At 63.6% G+C, this 19,757-nt stretch carries 16 protein-coding genes; 8 read left to right on the top strand and 8 right to left on the bottom strand.

Features of this window, described 5'->3' with window-relative positions; all coding sequences use genetic code 11:
• The first annotated feature begins 37 nt into the window (after positions 1 to 37).
• A complete protein-coding gene (locus FKZ61_RS07885) occupies positions 38 to 1,336 on the top strand; it encodes a beta-ketoacyl-ACP synthase III (protein WP_326838558.1) in 1,299 nt (432 codons plus the stop codon).
• Between the two features lie 42 nt (positions 1,337 to 1,378).
• Here the strand turns inward: FKZ61_RS07885 and FKZ61_RS07880 are convergent, their stop codons facing one another.
• Complete coding sequence (locus tag FKZ61_RS07880) at positions 1,379 to 1,795, bottom strand: hypothetical protein (RefSeq protein WP_141609538.1); 417 nt, start codon at positions 1,793 to 1,795, stop codon at positions 1,379 to 1,381.
• A gap of 886 nt (positions 1,796 to 2,681) precedes the next feature.
• Here FKZ61_RS07880 and eno point away from each other — a divergent pair.
• Complete coding sequence (gene eno, locus FKZ61_RS07875; RefSeq protein ID WP_141609537.1) at positions 2,682 to 3,986, top strand: phosphopyruvate hydratase; 1,305 nt, start codon at positions 2,682 to 2,684, stop codon at positions 3,984 to 3,986.
• A 393-nt stretch (positions 3,987 to 4,379) separates the two neighbouring features.
• Positions 4,380 to 7,364: a hybrid sensor histidine kinase/response regulator gene (locus FKZ61_RS07870; RefSeq protein WP_141609536.1), complete on the top strand. Its 2,985-nt coding sequence runs from the start codon at positions 4,380 to 4,382 to the stop codon at positions 7,362 to 7,364.
• Positions 7,365 to 7,673: 309 nt separating this feature from the next.
• On the opposite strand, the gene FKZ61_RS07865 is transcribed toward FKZ61_RS07870, so the two are convergent.
• Together FKZ61_RS07865 and FKZ61_RS07860 are read right to left on the bottom strand one after the other, a co-directional pair.
• Entirely contained in the window at positions 7,674 to 9,344 is a 1,671-nt protein-coding gene (locus FKZ61_RS07865; protein WP_141609535.1) for a HAMP domain-containing sensor histidine kinase, read from the bottom strand.
• 12 nt (positions 9,345 to 9,356) lie between these two features.
• Positions 9,357 to 10,004 (bottom strand): response regulator transcription factor, encoded by a 648-nt coding sequence (locus FKZ61_RS07860; protein WP_141609534.1) that lies wholly within the window; start codon positions 10,002 to 10,004, stop codon positions 9,357 to 9,359.
• A 995-nt stretch (positions 10,005 to 10,999) separates the two neighbouring features.
• Here FKZ61_RS07860 and FKZ61_RS07855 point away from each other — a divergent pair.
• Positions 11,000 to 12,043: a hypothetical protein gene (locus tag FKZ61_RS07855; protein ID WP_141609532.1), complete on the top strand. Its 1,044-nt coding sequence runs from the start codon at positions 11,000 to 11,002 to the stop codon at positions 12,041 to 12,043.
• A 164-nt stretch (positions 12,044 to 12,207) separates the two neighbouring features.
• Here FKZ61_RS07855 and FKZ61_RS07850 read toward each other — a convergent pair whose 3' ends face one another.
• The 5 genes from FKZ61_RS07850 to FKZ61_RS07830 form a co-directional block, all read right to left on the bottom strand.
• Positions 12,208 to 13,833: a YVTN family beta-propeller repeat protein gene (locus FKZ61_RS07850; protein ID WP_141609531.1), complete on the bottom strand. Its 1,626-nt coding sequence runs from the start codon at positions 13,831 to 13,833 to the stop codon at positions 12,208 to 12,210.
• Between the two features lie 141 nt (positions 13,834 to 13,974).
• Positions 13,975 to 14,187, bottom strand: a complete 213-nt coding sequence (locus FKZ61_RS07845) for an SHOCT domain-containing protein (RefSeq protein ID WP_141609530.1) — start codon at positions 14,185 to 14,187, stop codon at positions 13,975 to 13,977.
• A gap of 68 nt (positions 14,188 to 14,255) precedes the next feature.
• Positions 14,256 to 14,603: an NfeD family protein gene (locus tag FKZ61_RS07840; protein WP_170199420.1), complete on the bottom strand. Its 348-nt coding sequence runs from the start codon at positions 14,601 to 14,603 to the stop codon at positions 14,256 to 14,258.
• A 25-nt stretch (positions 14,604 to 14,628) separates the two neighbouring features.
• Positions 14,629 to 15,012, bottom strand: coding sequence for a hypothetical protein (locus FKZ61_RS07835; protein ID WP_141609528.1), 384 nt, complete (start codon positions 15,010 to 15,012; stop codon positions 14,629 to 14,631).
• Between the two features lie 469 nt (positions 15,013 to 15,481).
• A complete protein-coding gene (locus tag FKZ61_RS07830; protein ID WP_170199418.1) occupies positions 15,482 to 15,658 on the bottom strand; it encodes a hypothetical protein in 177 nt (58 codons plus the stop codon).
• A gap of 157 nt (positions 15,659 to 15,815) precedes the next feature.
• Between FKZ61_RS07830 and FKZ61_RS07825 the strand changes: the two genes are divergently transcribed.
• The 4 genes from FKZ61_RS07825 to FKZ61_RS07810 all read left to right on the top strand — a co-directional run bounded on the left by FKZ61_RS07825 (position 15,816) and on the right by FKZ61_RS07810 (position 19,631).
• Positions 15,816 to 16,163: a cupredoxin domain-containing protein gene (locus FKZ61_RS07825; RefSeq protein WP_170199416.1), complete on the top strand. Its 348-nt coding sequence runs from the start codon at positions 15,816 to 15,818 to the stop codon at positions 16,161 to 16,163.
• 3 nt (positions 16,164 to 16,166) lie between these two features.
• Entirely contained in the window at positions 16,167 to 17,033 is an 867-nt protein-coding gene (locus FKZ61_RS07820) for a cytochrome c biogenesis protein CcdA (protein WP_141609526.1), read from the top strand.
• Positions 17,034 to 17,253: 220 nt separating this feature from the next.
• A complete protein-coding gene (locus FKZ61_RS07815; RefSeq protein WP_141609525.1) occupies positions 17,254 to 18,057 on the top strand; it encodes an L-2-amino-thiazoline-4-carboxylic acid hydrolase in 804 nt (267 codons plus the stop codon).
• Between the two features lie 377 nt (positions 18,058 to 18,434).
• On the top strand, positions 18,435 to 19,631 hold the full coding sequence (locus tag FKZ61_RS07810) for a multicopper oxidase family protein (protein WP_141609524.1): 1,197 nt from the start codon (positions 18,435 to 18,437) through the stop codon (positions 19,629 to 19,631).
• The last annotated feature ends 126 nt before the right edge of the window (positions 19,632 to 19,757 follow it).

Genomic DNA, 19,757 nt, shown 5'->3' with positions numbered 1-19,757 from the left:
TGGATGCAAGGCGATTGCAATGAACGGAGGGCGCCTTATGGTGGATGGACAGCACTCATCGTCCGAGCTTGTGAGCGGACAGGGGCACGAGAACGGCGTACCCCAATCGGCACCCAGCCGCCGGGAGATGATCATCCCGGAAGTGGGCCGGCAATACGCCCAAATCATCGGCTGGGGCTATAAGGTCCCCGACAAGGTCATCACCAACCGGGATCTGGAACAGATTGTGGATACCAGCGATGAATGGATCCGCACCCGCACGGGCATTGAACAGCGCCATGTGGTGACCGATCCCAAGGAGACCACGGCCAGCCTGGCGGTGGCCGCCGCGCGCCAGGCCCTGGAAGTGGCCGATGTGGACCCCAGCAAGATCGACCTGATCATCTGCGCCACCAGTTCGCCAGAGCACATCTTCCCCGCCACGGCCAGCCTGGTCCAGGATGCCATCGGCGCGGTGAATGCGGGCGCCTTTGACCTGAGCGCCGCCTGCTCCGGCTTCGTCTATGCCCTGAGCATGGCCCGGGGCCACATCCTGGCCGGGGATGCCGAGTACGTGCTGGTCATCGGCGCCGAAACCCTGAGCCGCATCGTGGATTGGACCGACCGCAACACCTGTGTCCTTTTTGGCGATGGCGCCGGTGCGGTGCTGGTGGCCGCCAGCGACGTGCCCGGCGGCATCGTGGCGGCCGAACTGGGTAGCGACGGCTCGGGCGCGGATCTGCTGTCGGTGCCGGCAGGGGGCAGCGCCATGCCGGCCAGCCTGGAGACGGTGAGCAGCGGCAGCCATTACATCAAGATGGACGGCAAGGCCGTCTTCCGCTTTGCCACCCGGGTCATGGCCGATGCCACCCGCCGGGTGCTGGAGCGCACCGGCCTGACGCCAGACGACGTGGATCTGGTGATCCCCCACCAGGCCAACCTGCGCATCGTCCAGAACAGTGTGCTCAAACAGCTCAAGATCCCGGAAGAGAAGGTCTTCGTCAACCTGCAGAAGTACGGCAACACCAGCACCGCCAGCATCCCCATTGCCCTCTGCGAGGCCATCGAGGCGGGCAAGGTGAAGCCGGGAGACAACCTGGTCTTCGTGGGTTTCGGGGCAGGGTTGACGTGGGCGGCCTGTGCCGTCAAGTGGAGCGTGCCGGTGACCCGGCCCGAGGCAGGCTGGTGGAAGGCCACTCGCCGCCAGGCCAGCTACCAGGCCGCGGCAGCCCGCAGCATGTGGCGCCGGGCCGTGCGCTGGGTCTACCACGTCTGGCCCACCGATCCGGAAGGGGAGATCACCCCTTCCCGGGAGCATGGAGAAGCTGCTGTTCCCCTGCAGCGCCGGGAAGAATAGACCGGCCTCCGGCAGGGATCTCTGCACCTCTGTACCGTTGGCTTAGCGGAAGCGCTCTGCCACCTCGGCCCGCTGCAGGTACCAGATGGTCAACCCGCCCAGCACCGTGCCCACAGGCACGGCAAAGAGGCTGAGGATGGCCAGGGCCGTGGCCGCCACCCGGGCCCACTGGCGCAGGGTCCACAGTCCGTAGCCGATGGCCAGGTAGAGGAGGCAGAAGACCAGGGAAACGGCCGCCAGCAGGCCTGTGACCAACATGCCGATGGCGGCCTCTGGATCCTGGGTGAACGCCACCAGCCCCAGCAACACCGTGGGCAGGGATAGCCCCACGCTGGCCAGCAGGAACAGGCCGGCCACCAGGAAATGATAGGCCGCCAGCAGCACGATACCGGCTTCCCGAGGCCCTGTCCCCGGTTTTTGCCCCGGTCCTGCCTGGACCTTCTGCGAACCCATCCCCATACTCGCCTTCCTTCCGCCTGGCATCCCGCCGGGCCGGACTCCCCCAGCTTCCATCCACGCCTCAGCATCCCTCCCCCAGCCCCGAAGCCCCCGATTTCGAAACCCCAGGAACGGGGTCGATGCACTCACTATCTTTGCACTTTATTTTCAGCCACAGATTGCACAGATAACACGGATTACACAGACAACGCCGCATGGGGCGAGTGCGCATCCTCAGATGCGCACTCCTCGAAAGGATCACCACCGCCACGCGGAGTCGGTATCCTCAGATGCCGACCCAGTCGCTGCGCAGCCGTTGCCGTCCCTGCTCCTGTCCGGATTGGGTGCAACACGTGCGTAGGGCGGGTCTCTGGCCCGCCGTGGGTGGCTGGTTCGACCGCGACAGCGGGCGGGCACGGCGGCCCGCCCCGACGGGAACGGGCGCCCTTCCGGGCACCACCGTGCGGCCGGAGACCGCACCTACGACAGGAGCCGCCATCCGCGCAGATCGGACGTCACGGATAGGTGGGGCGGCTGTGAAATCGATGGGGCGCATCTGCAAAGATAGTGATGCACTGTCAATACGTCCCAGAGGGGATAAAGTTGCAGGGTGAGGGTGCTCCTGTCGGGTTACACCGGTGCACCGGCCGGGAATTCGCCAATTTTGACCATTCGTGATACAACTGAACAGAAAAGGCCGGCTCGGATAAAAGCCGTTACAGGCCCGCCATTAATTGATGGCTTCCCTGCAAAAAGGGCATTTTGGAACGCAAAGGTGCAAAGGCGCAAAGAAACGCAGGAGAGAGCAACCCGAATCAGCGTTTATCTGCGTGGGTCAGCGTCCTCATTTGACCTTTGTGCAGTAGAGCTAATTTAGACGGATACGCAAATTATACGGAGGAAAACAATGACCGAAATCATCAGCATCGTCGGCCGGGAAGTCCTGGACAGCCGGGGCAACCCCACGGTGGAAGTGGAGGTGGAACTGGCCAGCGGAGCTGTCGGCCGGGCCATGGTGCCCAGCGGCGCCAGCACCGGTGCCCACGAGGCCGTGGAGCTGCGGGATGGCGATAAAGGGCGCTACGGCGGCAAAGGCGTCCTCCAGGCGGTGAAAAATGTCAACGAAACCCTGGCCGAGGAGCTGCTGGGTTTTGACGCCCTGGAGCAGGTCGCCATCGACGAATACATGGTGGCCCTGGACGGCACCCCCAACAAGGGGAAACTGGGCGCCAACGCCATCCTGGGGGTCAGCCTGGCCGTGGCCAAAGCCGCCGCCGAGGCCCTGGGCCTGCCCCTCTATCGCTACCTGGGCGGCGTCAACGCCCGCACCCTGCCCGTCCCCATGATGAACATCCTGAACGGCGGTAAGCACGCAGCCAACAGCACCGACTTCCAGGAATTCATGGTAATGCCGGTGGGCGCAGCCAGCTTCGCCGAGGCCCTGCGCTGGGGCTCCGAAATCTACCACAGCCTCAAGAAAGTGCTCCACGACGCCGGCTACAGCACCAACGTGGGGGATGAGGGCGGCTTCGCCCCCAGCCTGGGCGGCAATGTCAAGGCCGTGGAGGTGATCCTCCAGGCCATCGAGCAGGCCGGCTATCGACCGGGGGAGGACGTCTTCATTGCCCTGGACCCGGCCACCAGCGAGCTCTACAACCCCGAGAGCGGACGCTATCAACTCCCTATCGAGGGAAAGGAGCTGACCAGCGCTGAGTTGGTCGACCTCTGGGCGGACTGGTGCAACCGTTTCCCCATCATCAGCATCGAGGATGGCATGGCCGAGGACGACTGGGAGGGATGGAAGCTGCTCTACCGGCGACTGGGCGGGCAGGTCCAGCTGGTGGGGGATGACCTGCTGGTGACCAACGTGGCGCGCATCGAGCGGGCCATCCAGGAGCAGGCCTGTAACGCGCTGCTGTGCAAGGTCAACCAGATCGGCACCCTCACCGAGAGCATCGCCGCCATCGAGATGAGCCACCGGGCCGGTTGGGCCGCGGTGGTCAGCCACCGCTCGGGCGAGACCGAGGACGCCACCATCGCTGACCTGGTGGTGGCCTTTAACACCGGTCAGATCAAGACCGGGGCACCGGCCCGCAGCGACCGGGTGGCCAAGTACAACCAGCTCCTGCGCATCGAAGAGCAGCTGGGAGAGGCCGCCGTTTACCCCGGCCTCCAGGCGTTCCCCCACCTGCGAGGGGGGGCAGGCCGCTAACCCGCCGCCCGCTGGAAGCCGGCCGGCGGGCCATCCATTCACCTGAATATGCCGGGACCCCGCCCAAAAACCGGTGGGGTCCCGGCATGTTATTCCGGCCGTCGAATTTCGCCGACACCGAATTGAGACTTTTGACGTAGAAAATCTCCGCGGATCACGGTGTTGTTCCCATCCATAGCCGCGTAAACTGAGGAGGATGCCTTGCAGGGCTGGCCATCGCCGGGGAATCACTGTCTTTACTGCCAAAAGGGCATTTTTTTACGCAAGGGAGCGAAGAGGTAGAGGATTACCAGAAAGGAATCTGGCCAAATCCGTGTTCACCTGTGAAATCTGGGGTTCCTGCAGTAAAGCCATCTCTGGCACCTTTCAACCATATCACCCAATGCGCAATCCATGTTGACCTTGATTCCTGGGCTGTTCCAACGTCTGGAAGCGGAAATCGGCAGGCTTACCGCCCGGGCCGACGGCCTCTATACCCGCTACACCCTCCAAACGCTCCTGATTTTCCTCATCGGGGTGGTCAGCGTGTACGTGGTGGTGGCGACTGTCTTGTGGCAACTGGGGTTCATCGCCTATATTTCGCCGCTGACCAGTGGTCTATTGCTGCCCTTCTTCTGGGTCGGGCTCTGGTTGATCCGGCGCGACCGGTTTCGGGCGGCAGCCTATGTCTGTATCCTGGCCGTGTTCGGCTGTATTGGGCTGGTCATGGCCTTCTGGGGGGTCAGCCACTCCCTGGTGTTGGGGCTAACCCTGGTGACAATCCTGGCCGGGCTGAGCCTGGGTGGACGGGCGGCTGCCGCTTTCTTTGTGGCCGGCATGGCTGTCTATGCCACCGTCGTCCATCTGGAGCAACAGGGCATTTTCCCCCTGCTTGGGGATGTCAACCGAAGCTTCCTCCAGGAATTTTTGGACCTGGGCACCATGATGGGCTCGCTGGTCCTCTTCATCTGGTTTTCCACCCAGAAGCTCAAGCGCGCCTGGGAAAGCGAATCGGCCCTGGTAGCCCAACTCCAGGACAAGCAGGACGAGCTGGAATCCCAGGTGGTGGAACGAGCGAAAGAGCTGGCCACCCTGCAACGCCTGGCCGAACTCTTGCGGGACACCGAGTGTCCCCTGGACGAACTATTCCAGGCCATTGTGGCTGCGGTCCGGGGCGGGCTCTACGATGGAGAGTCCAGGGGCGTCAGCCTGAGCTTTGATGACATCTCGGTGCGGCAACCCGCCTACCAGCAGCCGACCCGGGTCGACCGGGTGGATTTCACCGCCGTCGGGAAGGCCGGCTTCATCGAGGCCGTCTACCTGCGCCCCTTTGGTACACCGGCCGACCGCACCCACATTGTCCACGAGCAGACGCTGCTCCATGCGGTAGCAGCCTATCTGACCCTCTACCTGGGACGACGGGCCGCGCTGACTTCTCTGGCCCATTCCAACAAAACCCTGACGGCCCTCTTCCAGGCAGCTCCGGTGGGCATCGTCGTCCTGGACGGCCAGCAGGGCCATGTGACCATGTGGAACCCCGCCGCCGAGCGCATCTTCGGCTGGAAGGCGGAGGAAGTCCTGGGCCAGCCCAGTCCGGTCATCCCGCCGGACAAACAGGAAGAATTCCGGGAACTGCTGGCGAGGGCCAGCCAGGGGGAATCGCTCCAGAACCTGGAATTGGTGCGCCAGCGCCGGGATGGCAGCACCGTCATCATCCAGCTCTCCACCGCCACCATCACCAACCCGGTCACCGGCTCCAGCGAGATCATCGCCATTGTGTCGGATATCACCGGGCAAAAGCGCTATGAGCGGGAGCTTCAGGAAGCCCTGCAGGCTGCCGAAGCGGCCACCCGGGCCAAATCGGCCTTTATCGCCAACATGAGCCACGAGATCCGCACGCCCCTCAACGCCATCGTGGGGATGTCCACCCTGCTCCGGGACAGCCGCCTGACGGCCGAGCAGAAGAGTCAGGTGGCCCTCATCCGCCAGAGCAGCGACCTGCTTCTCTCCCTCATCAACGACATCCTGGATCTGTCCAAGCTGGAAGCGGGCCAGCTGGAGCTGGAGCTGCGCCCCTTTGCCGTCCTGGAATGTGTCGAACAGGTTATTGAGCTTTTTGCCTGGCATGGAGCCGAAAAGGGCATCGAGCTTTTCTACCAGGTCGCCCCGGAGACCCCGGCCCAGGTCGTGGGCGACATGTCCCGCATTCAACAGGTGTTGGTCAACCTCCTGAACAACGCCATCAAGTTCACCGAGCACGGCGAGATCCTGGTCTCGGCCGAAGTGCGGCTGGCTGAAGCGCCCCAAAGCCCCCAGCTGCACATCGCGGTCCGGGACAGCGGCATCGGCATTCCGGCAGAGCGGATCCCAGAGCTTTTCGAGCCCTTCACCCAGCTGGACAGCTCCACCACCCGCCGCTACGGGGGTGCGGGCCTGGGGCTGGCCATCTGCCGCTACCTCACCCAACAGATGGGGGGCCGCATCCAGGTGGAGAGTGTGCCCGGCCAAGGGTCCACCTTTCACTTTTGCGTCCCCGTACACGTGGCCGATGCCAGGCCGGCGCAGGCATACCCGCCCCTGGCCGAGCAGGATAAGACGGTCCTCATCTGGAGCCATGCTTCCACCGGCCGCCAGCTACTCCAGGATCTCTGCCGTCGGTGGGGCCTGGAAGCCCTGGCCCCGGCCGACGAGGCCGAGGCTGTGGCGCTGTTGACCTCAGGCCGGCGACTGGATCTCTGCCTGGTGGACCTGCCCGCTGCCGCCGAAGCGACCCCCTCGGCGATCCTGGCAGCCATCCAGAAACGGTGGCCCCACCTGGCCACCATTTTCCTGCACCCCGTTCACCGCCCGCACCAAAATTTCAAGGCCGAGCATCTGGCCATTGTCTCCAAGCCAGTCAAATATGGCCAGCTCCACCAGGTCTGCCGGCGCCTGTTGACCCGCCGGCCAGAAGAGGCCGAGCCGCTAATCGGGGTGATCGGACAGACTTCCCGCCACTGCACATCCCTTCGCATTCTGCTGGTCGAGGACAACCTGGTCAACCAGAAGGTCGCCCTCAACCTGCTGCGACGCCTGGATTGCAGCGCGGACGTGGCCGCCAACGGGCTGGAGGCCCTGGAAGCCCTCAGCCGCCAGTCCTACGATGTGGTGCTCATGGACATCATGATGCCCGAAATGGACGGCCTGGAAGCCACCCGGCGCATCCGCCAGGAGTGGCCTGCCGAACGCCAGCCCTGCATTATTGCCCTCACCGCCAACACCCAGCCGGAAGACCGGACCCGTTGCATGGAAGCCGGCATGAACGCGTTTCTCAGCAAGCCCATTCGGGTCGAGCAGCTTCAGGAGGTCCTCCAGGCCTACTGCCAGGGTCAGCTGACCGCTGCCCGGCGCCTCTCCTGAGAGCCACGCTGCATTCTCCCAAGCCTCCCCGTGCACCCTGACGGCCCGGGCCTGGCGGGCCACTTTCTGGATTGTGCCCCAGGCCGGCGAGGAGGAGAGCTACCTGGCCGTGCTGCGGGTGGAGGGAGAAGGGTAAATCGACCGGGGGCGTGCTTTTCGGGCGCTGGCAGCCGCCTACTACAGTCTGGCGCAAATACCACGCCAGAAATTCGGCGGCACTACCTCTGGTGGAAACTATCGGCGGATTTCTGCCGGGATTTACTACTTCTTGAGGGGACCGATCCGCGCGATGGCGGCCTGGAAGGAGGCTCAGCCCGCGGCAGGAGAGGCGTCGCCTGCCTGGTCCAACAAACGCACGGTCAACGCCGTCCCCTGGCCGGGTTCGCTGTGGAGGCGCAGCCACCCACCATGGAGCTGTGCCCGTTCCCGGATCCCCAATAGGCCCAGGTGGCCCTGTTGAGCCAGGCGTGACGGATTAACAGGCACCTCGAAACCCCGACCATTATCTTCGATCCGGATGGTGATCCCATCCGGATCGAAGACGAGTTCCACATGGGCCCAGGTGGCATGGGCATGGGCTGCCACGTTTTGCAGGGCTTCCTGGATAATGCGATACGCACTGATTTCCACTGCCGGGTCCAGGCGACGTCTCTCGGTCCCGGAGACTTCGAAATCGACCACCAGGTGATGACGTTCGCCGACCTGGCGCACCAGCATCTCCAGGGCGGGGATAAAGCCCAGATCCTCCAGATACAGGGGCCGCAGGGCGTGGATCTGACGTCGGAGTTCCGCGAGGGTAGCTGTGATCCAGGGGCGCAGCTCCTTCACCCGGAGCAGGGCCTCCTCCGGCTGATGGGGCAGCCCACGTTCGATCAGTTCTGCCTGTTGATTGAGGGCAATCAACATCTGCACCGTCCCATCATGTAGTTCCCGGGCTAGGCGTCGGCGTTCCTCTTCCTGCCCCATGGTGATGGCACCGATATAGCTTCGGAACTCCTGCTGGTACTGCCGGAGCCGGCGGGCCATGTCGTCTAACGCCAGGCGCAAATCCTCGATCTCCTGGACGCCACCGACCGGGGCTTCGGCTGCATCAAAATCCCCCCAGCCAATCGAGATGGCCATTTTGTTCAGACGGCGCAGGGGATACACGATGTTCCGCAAGCCGAAATAGGCGGAACCCAGCGAGATGGCGGCTGCGGCAGCCACCACCAGGAAAACCAGGTTTTCGAAGCGAAGGACGGGCGGTGCCAGTTCGGCCCATGAGGCCTGCAGCGTTACCTGCCATGGAGCCAGGGGGACCTGAACGGTGGACTGGACAATTTTCCCGGTATCCGATGGATCATTGGGCCGGGCCAGCGAAAACACCGGGGTGCCGGTCTCGTCCGCGATCTCCAGGGTCACGTAATCGCCAGGCGATAGTATCTGTGGAATCTCGGCCAAATTCAACGCCGAGACCGGTAGCGCGCCCGCCACCAGCCAGAAATCGTCGTCGGTGGCTGGGGTCGCGATGGCCAAAATCAAATGGGGGTCATCCGGTGTCGGCCACCAGGTGATACTACCCGGCTCCCCCGCCTGGATTCGCGTCGTGAGCCGGTCTCGGACAGCCGGAGCGTCGGCCCAGGAGGCGGCCTCTGTCCGGGTCAACAGTTGACCGCTCCGGTTCCACACAGCCAACCCGGCAGGGAACCCATCCTGGAAGTCGGCCAGAAACTGAGACCAGGTCGCCGGGGAGCGTGTATGAAAGAAGGGGACAGCGGTCAGTTGAAGCAGCCGATCTCGCTCCCTGTCGAGCCGCATCCCAATGAACGCAGCGGCCGCCTGAGTCCAGTTATCGGCGCGCTCCTGGACCAGACGCGCCATGGCCCGCTCATGGCTGCGCAGTTCGGTCAGGGAAAGGGCAAAGAGAATGATGGCCACCGGGAGGGCGATCCACAACAGAAGCTGGACCCGAAGGCTGCGCAAACGGGCGATGGAGGACATGGACCGGGGCCCCTACGGCTGGGTGTCTTCCAACGTAATCAGGCCCTGTTGCAGGGCCACGGTGACGGCCTCGGTGCGGGAGGCGACGTGCAGCTTGCCGAAGATATTGGCCAGATGCCCTTGCACCGTCCGATCGCTAATGCCCAACCTCTGGCCGATCTCCCGGTTGGTCCACCCTTTGGCCACGCCGCGCAACACGTCCAACTCCCGGTCGCTGAGGGGTTCCAGGGAGCCGGCCCCGGTCAGGCCAGCAATCACCTTGGGGGCGATCTCGGCATCCAGTACCGCTTTACCTGCCGCCACGGTCTTGACCGCCCGAATCAGCTCGCCGCTGTCAGCCGTTTTGAGGATATACCCATCGGCACCGGCTCGGAGCAGGGCGAAAACGTAGGGCTCGTCGTCGTACGCGGTCAGGATGAGGACGCGTACCTGTGGGTAGTGGGCCTTAATCCGCTTCGTCAGTTCGATGCCCGAGAGGCCTGGCATGCGGATATCCAGCACGGCGACATCGGGCTGTTGGCGTGTCAACAGCGCCCAGGCTTCACCACCGTCGGCGGCCTCGGCGATTACCCGGATCTCCGGGTCCTCTGCCAAAAAATCCCGGATTCCCTTCCGCACGACCGCATGATCGTCCACCAGAAGGACATGTATCGGATGCATAGAACCGTTCCTGGGATTTGATCTCCGTCAACTTCACTCGATCTTGAAACAGCTTCTGTCGGCCGTGATATAGCGGGCCTACCACGCTATCATAGCCCACCTTCGCGACGAGGTCCAGTCCAAACGTGGGTGGGGTGGGTCCCAGATTGTTGGCCAGTAGGTGCGGTTTCCATACCGCACGGATGCGGTCCCGTATGGAAACGGGACCGACAACCTTGGAGGCGCCAGGGGACCGACACCGGGGACCCTGGCGGACGCCGCGTGCTGCGCCCGCTTTCCCAAAAGTCTGGGACGCACCCTCCGCCGGGTGCGTCCCAGACTTTTGGCCCATGCTGCCGGGTAGGGGCGTCAAACCTGCGTAGATGGGTTGGCAGAAGTTCGACTTATCGCGGCAGGCCGTCATAGGGGCAAGGATATCCCAGGTATCCAGAGGGCTCATGGGCCAGTTGTACGATATGCCTTTCCGGCATCCGTGCAAAGTGTTCCTGACACTGCTGACAGCAGAACCTGTATTCCTGTCCCATGAACACGATGGTCGGGGCGTCCCGGTTTGCCTCAAGCCGCCTGCCGCACATGGGGCAAATGGGCCGATACCGACCTGAGGGGCTGGATCGCATCCTGTTCATGGCTCCCTTCCTACCCGATCTACTGATGCCCAGCCATGGCCGATGCGGGGTGAATCATCTGCAAATGCGGCACGTGTGTCGCATTTGCAGCCCCTGGTTTCCCCCGCATGGACAAGGGTGCCCCGCGGAAAAGGTGCAGTTCATGGGGAGAGCAGGATAGCTGCCCACCGATCTTGAAAAACACGGTTGCAGTAACTGGAAATTTCTGCTACCTTTTCCCAGGGGAAGCCCCCCAAGCTGGCCTTTAACCGATGATTGAAATCATCGGCTGGTACAAAAAATCCTACCCCGGCACAACCCACGTGACAGCGCCGTACCGTCTGTCCACCCATTGGCGACTGATCCAGATTGACTTGAGCGATGCCCAAAATGACACGATTGCCCCAGATCCTGTTGACCACGGCCCTGTTCCTGGCGGGTTGTGTGCCCGTGCAGCCCATCACCGTCCGGGCCCAGGCCGGCAGCGGGGAGACAGAAACGCTATGGGTCGATGTCAGCCTGGGTCCGGGCATGGTGGACTGGTTCAACCGCACGGCCCGCTCCGATGACATTGCCCGCATCGATCATCTGAACATGCTGGATTTGCTGGACCAGATCACGGTCGGACAGACGCTGGTGGTCTTTAAGTCGATCCAGGAAGCCAGAGAGATCCTGCCGTCCATCAGCCACAAGGTGGATATCATCGGCTATAACCTGGAAAATGGTCCGGCCAATCTTCCTGGCGAAAAACGAGACCCGGTGGGCAGTGTGCGTCAGATGCGGGAACTGGCCGACCGCTATGGCGCGCGCCTGGCAGTTGGACCCGACCACGATTTTGCCCTCAACTACGGTGTAGCCATGGCCACGTATGCCGACCTGGTGGTCCTGCAGGTGCAGCGGATTCAGACCGATCCGGAGACCGTGGGAGAATTTGTCCTGCCCTTATCGGCTGCCATGCGCCAGGCCAACCCAGAGGTCGCGATCAGTATGCAGGTAGCTGCCACCGGCGATATGGCTGCCGTGGCGGCCCTGATCCGATCCGTAGCCCCCCACCTGGACGGCGTCTCCATCTTAACCGACCACGAATCCGCCGAGGTGGTATCCGCCTTGATGAAGGAGCTGCGGATGTCCCGGGAGACTCCTCCTGCACCGCCCCAGCTACCCACAGCCGTCTCCCCTGTGCCGCCCGCGCCATCCCCTGGGCCGGCCACCCTGTCCTTCAGCGCAACGGACTCCACCCGCCCATCGCCTTCACCGGCAAACCGCTCCCAGGCTGCGGCCTCTCCACCGGATTCCGTGGGCAAACGACCTCCACTGCTGGTGTATCTGGGCGTTTTGGTGTCCATTCTCCTCTTGGGGGCCATCACCTTCACGGGGCTCATCTATATGGCCCCATCGATCCGGCGCTATCTTGAGCCGAAAAAGAAGCCCTGAACCGGTGACAGATGTTCTGTGGCGCGGCCTCCTCCGGTGGGCATCGCTGCACTGCTTCATCAGCGGCGCCCTTGGGAAACCCGGTGGGGGCTGCCCGGGGCCGCTGGCCCCTTGCCCTGCCTCCTGTCCCCATCCAGAGGACAGCCCCCGTTCAGACGTCGTGGCTACTGGCTCACCAGCTCATATCCCGCCGCTTGCCAGGCGTTGAAGCCGCCATCCAGCTCATAGATGTTGGTGTAGCCGGCAGCGACCAGGACCTCGGCCGCGGCCGTGCTCATCCTGCCGCTGCGGCAGTAGAGCACAATGGGAGCATCGGGGGCCGACAGTTTATCCAGATTGGCCCCGATCTCGTTGTAGGGGATGAAGAGGTCGGTGTTGGGCAGTTCGCCTTCGTAGGGAATGTGGACGTTCACCAGGACAAAGTCCTTGGCCTCCATGGCGGCGGCCAACTGCTCCACGCTCAGATCCCTGTAGCCGTCGGCGTTCTTGGGCAGGTCGGGCAGGGCCATGGGGGTCGAGCCGGCGTAGGCCACCGAGGTCATCTGTACGCCATAGGCGCCGGCGCCCACGGCCACGGTGGCGACGAGGGTTTCCTGGGCCAGATCGATGATGGAGAGGGTGGCGTCACCGTTGTTGCTGACCACCAGCCAGCGGCCATCGCCGCTCAGGTCAAGCTGTTCAGGCGTTGCGCCCACGGCCAGGGTGCGGCGCACCTGGCCGCTCTGCACATCCACCAGGGCAACCGCGTCTTCCTGGCTCAGGGAGACATAGGCCGTCTCGCCGTCAGGGCTGAGCCGCACGGCGTGGGCCCCTGCCCCCACCGGGACCGTCATCTGCACTGTGCCATTGGGAATGTCGACGATGGATAGGGTGCCGTCGCCCTTGTTGGTGACATAGGCCAGCTCGCCGTTCACGCCGCCGGCAACAAGACCCCGGGGCTTATTGCCTACCGGAATCGTCTTGATGACCGCGAAGCTTTCGGTGTCCACCACGGTCAGGGTGGACGTGCCGGCCGTGGCCAGATAGAGCAGCCGGCCGTCGGGCGTCAACGCACCGTCATGGGGTTCGGGCAGATCGGAGATCGTGGTCACCACCCCCCAGGTAGCCGTGTCGATGACGGTCACCGATCCTTCGTCAGTATTGGTGACATAAACCCGGCTGCCGTCGGCGCTGGCGATGGGATGGGTTGGCCCCATGCCCACGGGCACCTGGACCAGGACCTGGCCGCTGGCAGCGTCGATGGCCCACAGGCTATAGCTCGTTCCATCCGGCTGATCCATGCTGCTGTCCGCTTTGTCCTCGTCTGCCTTCCCCGCTTCAGCCGATGGAGCCGTGTCCGCGCCATTGCCGCCGTGACCATGGGGATCGGGAGTCGCCTGGCTCGCTGCCTCCTCGGCGTGGGCATTGGGATCCCGGTCGTGCCCACCGGCATTGACGACATAGAGGATGCTGCCGTCGGGGCTGGTGGTCAGGATATGGGGATTCATGCCCACCGGAATGCGGGCCAACTCCTGGCCCGTGGCGAGGTCCACCACGCTCAGACTGTCGTCCATGCCGTTGGCGACCCAGGCCGTCCAGCTGAAACCAGCCGGCTGGGGGGTCTCGACGCCGGCGGCCTCGCTGGCCGTTGTCTCCACCGCGGTCGCTGCCTCGGTGGCAGCGGCCCCAGCCTGCTCGCCCTCGACCGCGGCGGGTGGGGAGGCCGTCGGCTCCACCAGGCCGCCGCAGGCGGCCAGCACCGGCACGGATAGCGCCAGCACACCGGTTATCACAACACTGCGAAGGTTCATGGTTCGGGTCTCTCCTTTACCTTTGACTCAATCCCGTTACATCCAATCATGTTGATACCTGATCATGCTACACAAAGGTGTGCTCCCGGGCCAGGGTTCTTTGGCCGGGAGCACACCGGGCAATTTGGCGCGGTCGCCGGGCTACCGCTTCAGCGTCTGGCGCATTTCCTCGTACTCTTCGCGGCTGATCTCGCCCCGGGCATAGCGTTCCTGGAGAATCTCCTCGGCTCTCTCCACCCTCTGGGGAGGATGGAAGCCATCGGGATTGCCGCCCCGATTGGAGGGACTGTTGTTGAGGAGCCACATGCCGCCCAGTACCAGCAGGAGGATGGGCAACAACCAGCCAAGTAGCATACCACCACCGAACATCATCGTGTGTTTTTCCTTTCTCGTGTGATCCTTCTGGGTAAACCAGCCCTGAATCAGGTGTTCACGCCCGATTGATTTTCGACTGCTTCCACCGGCTCCACCTGTACCTCCAGGCCACGGATGTCGACGATGCGCACCCGCTGATGGGGCAACAGGGGCCGGGCCTTCCACCATTCGCCCTGCCAGCGGATCGAGCCGTCGTCGCCGGTGGTCACCACCTGGCCCAGCAGGGCTTCTGGCCCGGTGGCGACGGGTACCTGCATGCTCTCCATGATCTTGTAGTACAGCAACAGCGACAACAACACGAGCACCAGGTAGAGGGCAAGGGCCGGGCTAAAGGGCAGCACAAAGAACAAGGCGAGCCCCAACAGTGGCATGGTCAGAAGAATGTGGCACCACATACGATCCTCCTCTGACCCCATGGGCCTACCGGCCCAAGCCGCCCATCATGCCCCCGCCCATGCCCTGGAAGCCACCCATCATGCCGCGGAAGCCATTCATCATGGTTCCCCAGGGGCTGTTGCCGCTGCCCATCATACCGCCCCCGTTGCCATGGCAGCCGCCGGTCTCGTTCATCCACTGGAGCATCTGCCCGGTCCACTCCGCGCCGTGGACCTGGGTCATGTGCTGGATCATCTCACCCCAGGCCTGGGGCCCCATCCACTCCTGCATCTGCTGGAGCGGTGTCTGGGTATCCGGATTGGGCGTCTCAGGGTCGGTGCCCTGGGCCAGCGCTGTGCCGGCAAAGATGAGCAACGAAACGACCAGGAGCCCCACAACGGTCAGATACTTCTGAACTCGGCTATTCATGATCTTTCCTCCCTTTGAATTGACTCACATGTGACCGAGATGGCCTTGTTGCTTCTCCGGGCCTCGCTGTCGACCCGTTCTGCTTCCATTGTGCGCCAGATTTGTGAAGGGAATATGAATCGATTGCGGACAATTTGTGTTTGTCTCATCGACCACCCATGGGCGCTGGCCAACTGGACGCCACCGGTGCCCCCCCAGGGCCGCGCCCATTGGAGAAAGGGGCGTCTGGGTTCAGGGTTCCTCCGGGACCTGCCTGGGTGGCCAGGTGTGACCGGGCCATTCTGCCTGCTCCATGGGCGGCCAATGGCGCGTGTCCCAGCCCCAGTCCAGGGGCCATACTGGTGACGAGCAGTCAAAGTCACCCGGGCCACCCTGTTGGCACCTGTTCGCAGGAGAACGAAGATGCACGACCAGAACCACCCAAACCACGGTCCACGGGAGAGGGGCCAGATAGGGCTGCTGATGCGCATTAGGCGGCCACCACGTCAGCGGGCTCCTCCAGTTCGCGCCGGCAGGCGACATCCTGCAGCCGCGCCCAGAGGGCGCCCCCACCACCCTGGAACTGGAACTCCAGGGCATCTCCGGCGTCCCCAGCCGGGTCTTCCGCTGGACACTGGATCCGTAAGTCGACGGCAAAAAGGGTCAAATGTACCGCTGAGTGATTCAAGTAAGGCGAGTGGAGAAGGCTCATGGGTTCAAAATCACGAAGACTCCGCAGACAGCCACCACCCCGTTCCCAACGACCCTTCGGCCCTCTGGCCTACGGTCTACTGGTGGTGGCCGTGTTAGGATTGGCAGGATACTTGCTCGTCAAGGCCTTCGTGCGCCCACCCCTGCCCGAACTGGCGGGCCATGTCATCGACGTGGCCGCAGACATGGGCGGTTTCGACCGGAAGGAGATCCGGGTCAAGGCCGGGGAACCGGTAACCATCCGGCTCCGGAGTCTGGACAACCAATACCACACCGACGGCGGCGGCCAGCACCAGTGGGCGGTGGATGAACTCAACGTCAGCGTCATCGCCCCACCCCTGGGCAGCAACACCATCACCTTCACGCCCACTGAACCGGGCGAATACCAGTTCTACTGCGACATCTGCTGCGGAGGCCGTGCCAATCCCAACATGCAGGGCACGCTGATCGTGGAGGCCTAGCCCATGGAGACTCCCTTCCTGCGCCGCACCGTCGTCCTCTCGGGGCTGCTGGTGGTTGCCATGGGGGCTGTGGCCCTGGCCGGACTCTGGCACCCCAACGCGCCGGACCCATCCATGCAAACGTATCTGCCCGCCATCACCCTGCCCACGGTCATCACCGCAGCCCTGGTGGACGGCATCAACCCGTGCGCGTTCACGGTGCTGTTGCTCTTCATCACCGCCATGCTGGCCACGGTCAAAGGGGAGCTGCTGGCGGGAAAGGGAGCCATCCAGGCCGACGCCCAGGGGCTGCGGGCCCTGGTGGGAGCCCCCCGGGCACGCCTCCTGGGCATGGGCAGCATCTTTATCGCTGCCATCTTTTTCACCTATCTGTCCCTGGGCGTGGGGTTGCTCAAGGCGACGGACCTCTTCACCCGCCAACATCTGCCCGCGCGCATGGGTGCGCTGCTGGCGATCCTTTTGGGGCTGTGGATGGTCAAAGATTTCTTCCTGCCGGACTGGGGCCCCCGCCTGCAGGCACCGAGCCAGGTGGGCGCCCTGGCGCGCCGCGCGGCGCGTACGGCTACCGTACCGACGCTGATGGTCAGTGGCTTTCTCATCGGCCTGTGCACGGTACCCTGCAGCGGAGCGGTCTATCTGGCCGTACTCAGCCTGCTCGCCCTGCAGCCAACCGCCCTGTTGGGCTACGCCTACCTGGTACTCTACAATCTGATCTTCGTGCTGCCGCTGGTGGCGATTCTGGTGGCGGCCTCGGCCCGCCCCACCCTCAACCGGCTGGCCCACTGGAACCTGCATCACAGGGAATGGGTGCGCCTGACGCTGGGCGGCGGTGTCGTCTTCATGGGGCTGCTCATCCTGGCGACGACATAATACCGATTGTCTAATCAAGAGGCATAAACCGCTTGTCCGGTATGGAAACCGGACCTACGAAATCATGAGCGCCACTTCGTAAGGCAATCGGTATAACTTGTAGGGATGCGGAGTACGGCGGCAGCACAACGGGCCGCCTACGTCCCCCGAACCCCGCCGTACCCCGGGCTTCTGGTTGGGAGCACATCTTTGTGGTAGATGAGCCAAAAACGAGGAGACCATGAACCTTACCCGAATGGGCGTCGGCCTGGCCGGCGTTGGCCTGGCCGCCTTTGTCTTGAGACAGGCATGGAGAACCGCCGACAGCGTGCGATGGTTGGAAATCCTCGCCCGGCCCACCGTACGCCAGGCCGCCCGCCGGGTCCTGCTGGAGCGCAACCGCAACCGCCAGCATCCAGAGCAAGGACGCTTCACCGGGGCAGACGTAAACCAGATCCTGGCGGAGACCTGGCAGCGCTACCGGGTGCTCGCCGCCGCCGGGAGCCCCCTGGGCACGGCGGAACCCACACCCGGCAGCCGGCTGACCGTGTTGCTGGCCTGTCTCTCCCTGGCCTGCCTGCAAACGTTGCTGAACCGGGGGCTGGATCGGGCCTACGCAGTGGAACTTTGCGCCGACATGGCCTGGCACATCTGTCAACGGTGGGCGCGCCTTCCGGACCATGGGATTCGGCTGATCGCGCGCACGCCGTTGCAGCGACTGCGTATGAACGTGGAGCTCTTTCTGCGCTTTCCCTTCAATCCGCCCGGCTACATAGTCGAGCGGCTGTCGGATGCAGGGGACGTCGCCTTCAACATCCGGCGCTGCCCCATCGCCGAGTATTTCCAGGCCCACGACGCGGTCGATCTCTGCACGGCGTCCTGGTGCAACCTGGACTACGCCCTGGCTGAAAGATGGGGTGGCCGCCTGGAGCGAAAGGGCACGCTGGCCTGGGGCGACGCCTGCTGCGACTTTCGGTTTCTACCGGAAAAAAATCGGGATACGCCCAGAACTGCCAGTAAATCCCGACAGAAATTCGGCGGTTGACAAACCACTCGAAACCTGGCCCGGTCGGGCAGTAGGCAAAATTGCCTACTGCCCGACCGGTCAAACGGCGCTATCCAGCATACCTGGGCTACCCTATACTCATCCCCGTGCGGACGAGACCGTATCAGTCTCTCGTCTCCCCTTGTCCAGCCAATGGGCTCTCCCGCCCTTCTTCCCTGTCACGCTGCTCCCCACATCCAATTTCACAATCCAGTCACCTGTATGGGCGGCAATCGTGCCGCAGCCGGGTATGGCATATCTGCCCACAGGGGATGCAGACATGCCTGACGGGGGGGATCTTCCTTCAGGTTGACGGCTACATCTCCTGGGGCCCATCCGTGATCCATGTTTAGAGATAGAAAGAGACCCCAAAACGTATGTTGAAACAGAATCAGTGGCAATGGAACAAACTGGTTGTAGCGCTCCTGGCAGTCATGTTGGTGGTCGGTGCTTACGGGGCGGGGAGACTCTCTTCCCCCCAGGCCCTGGCGGCCAAAACCGCAGTCACGCCCACAGCTCCCATCGAAAGCAGTAAAACAGAGGCCGGCCCCAGGGCCAGCGACGGCGGACATGACATGGGGCAAATGGGAAGCGCGCCCCCCACAGACGAAATGGGCGAGATGGATGCCATGGACACGATGGATGAAATGGGCCATGGGTCGAGGCCTATCCCATCGACAGGAGTGCCAGACGCCAGCGAGACCGTGGGTGGCCAGCCATTGGCCTACCGGGAAGAAGACGGCGTCAAAGTCTTTGAACTCACGGCCAGGCCCGTACGCTGGCCCATCCTGAGCGGCGATGGGTCCGTGGTGGTGACCGCCTGGAGCTACAACGGCACCGTCCCCGGCCCGATGATCCGGGTTACCGAAGGCGATCGGGTACGCGTCGTCTTGAAGAACGAACTGCCCACCGCCACCAGCATCCACTGGCACGGCATTCCTCTACCCAATGCCATGGACGGCGTGCCCCCCTTCACCCAAGAGCCTGTCCAGCCCGGCGAGATCTTCACCTACGAGTTCACGGCGCCGCCGACGGGCAGCTTCATGTACCATTCCCACGTAGACACCGACCTCCAGATCATGGCGGGACTTTACGCCCCGTTCATCGTCGACCCAGCGCGACCTCGGGCCGCGGGGCCCGACGTGGACGTGATGTGGATGTTGTCGGAGTGGCGGGTGGGGCCTGATGGGGAGACCTACCCGGCCATGCCCATGGCGGGCAGCGAGCCCAACTACTTCACCATCAACGGCAAAGCCTATCCGGACACGGAGCCAATCGTGGTGAAGAAGGGCGAGACCGTGCGCATCCGCCTGGCTGCCATCGGCCAGTTCACCCATCCCATGCACCTGCACGGCATGAATTTCCGTATTGTGGGCTACGACGGCGTGCCCCTGCCCCCTGCCCAGCAGCTCACGCGCAACACCGTGCCCGTCAACCCTGGCGAGATCATCGACATTGAGTTCACCGCCGACAACGTGGGCACGTGGATTTTCCACTGCCATGTCCTACACCATGTCACGAATGACGGTGTGGAGCCAGGCGGGTTGATTGGCGTGATCCAGGTGGTCGAATAGAGGACCGTCTATCCATCCATGGGTTTGACGGATGTCCCAGCGGGTGTGTCCCATTTGGGAGGACAACAGGCAGCGACGTTCATGCTGTGGCTGCTGTTGCCCCCAAATGGGGTACACACCCTGTCC

This window comes from Litorilinea aerophila, from assembly GCF_006569185.2.
In the GTDB taxonomy this organism is placed as follows: Bacteria; Chloroflexota; Anaerolineae; order Caldilineales; family Caldilineaceae; genus Litorilinea; species Litorilinea aerophila.
This window is presented reverse-complemented; position numbering and strand designations above follow the sequence as displayed.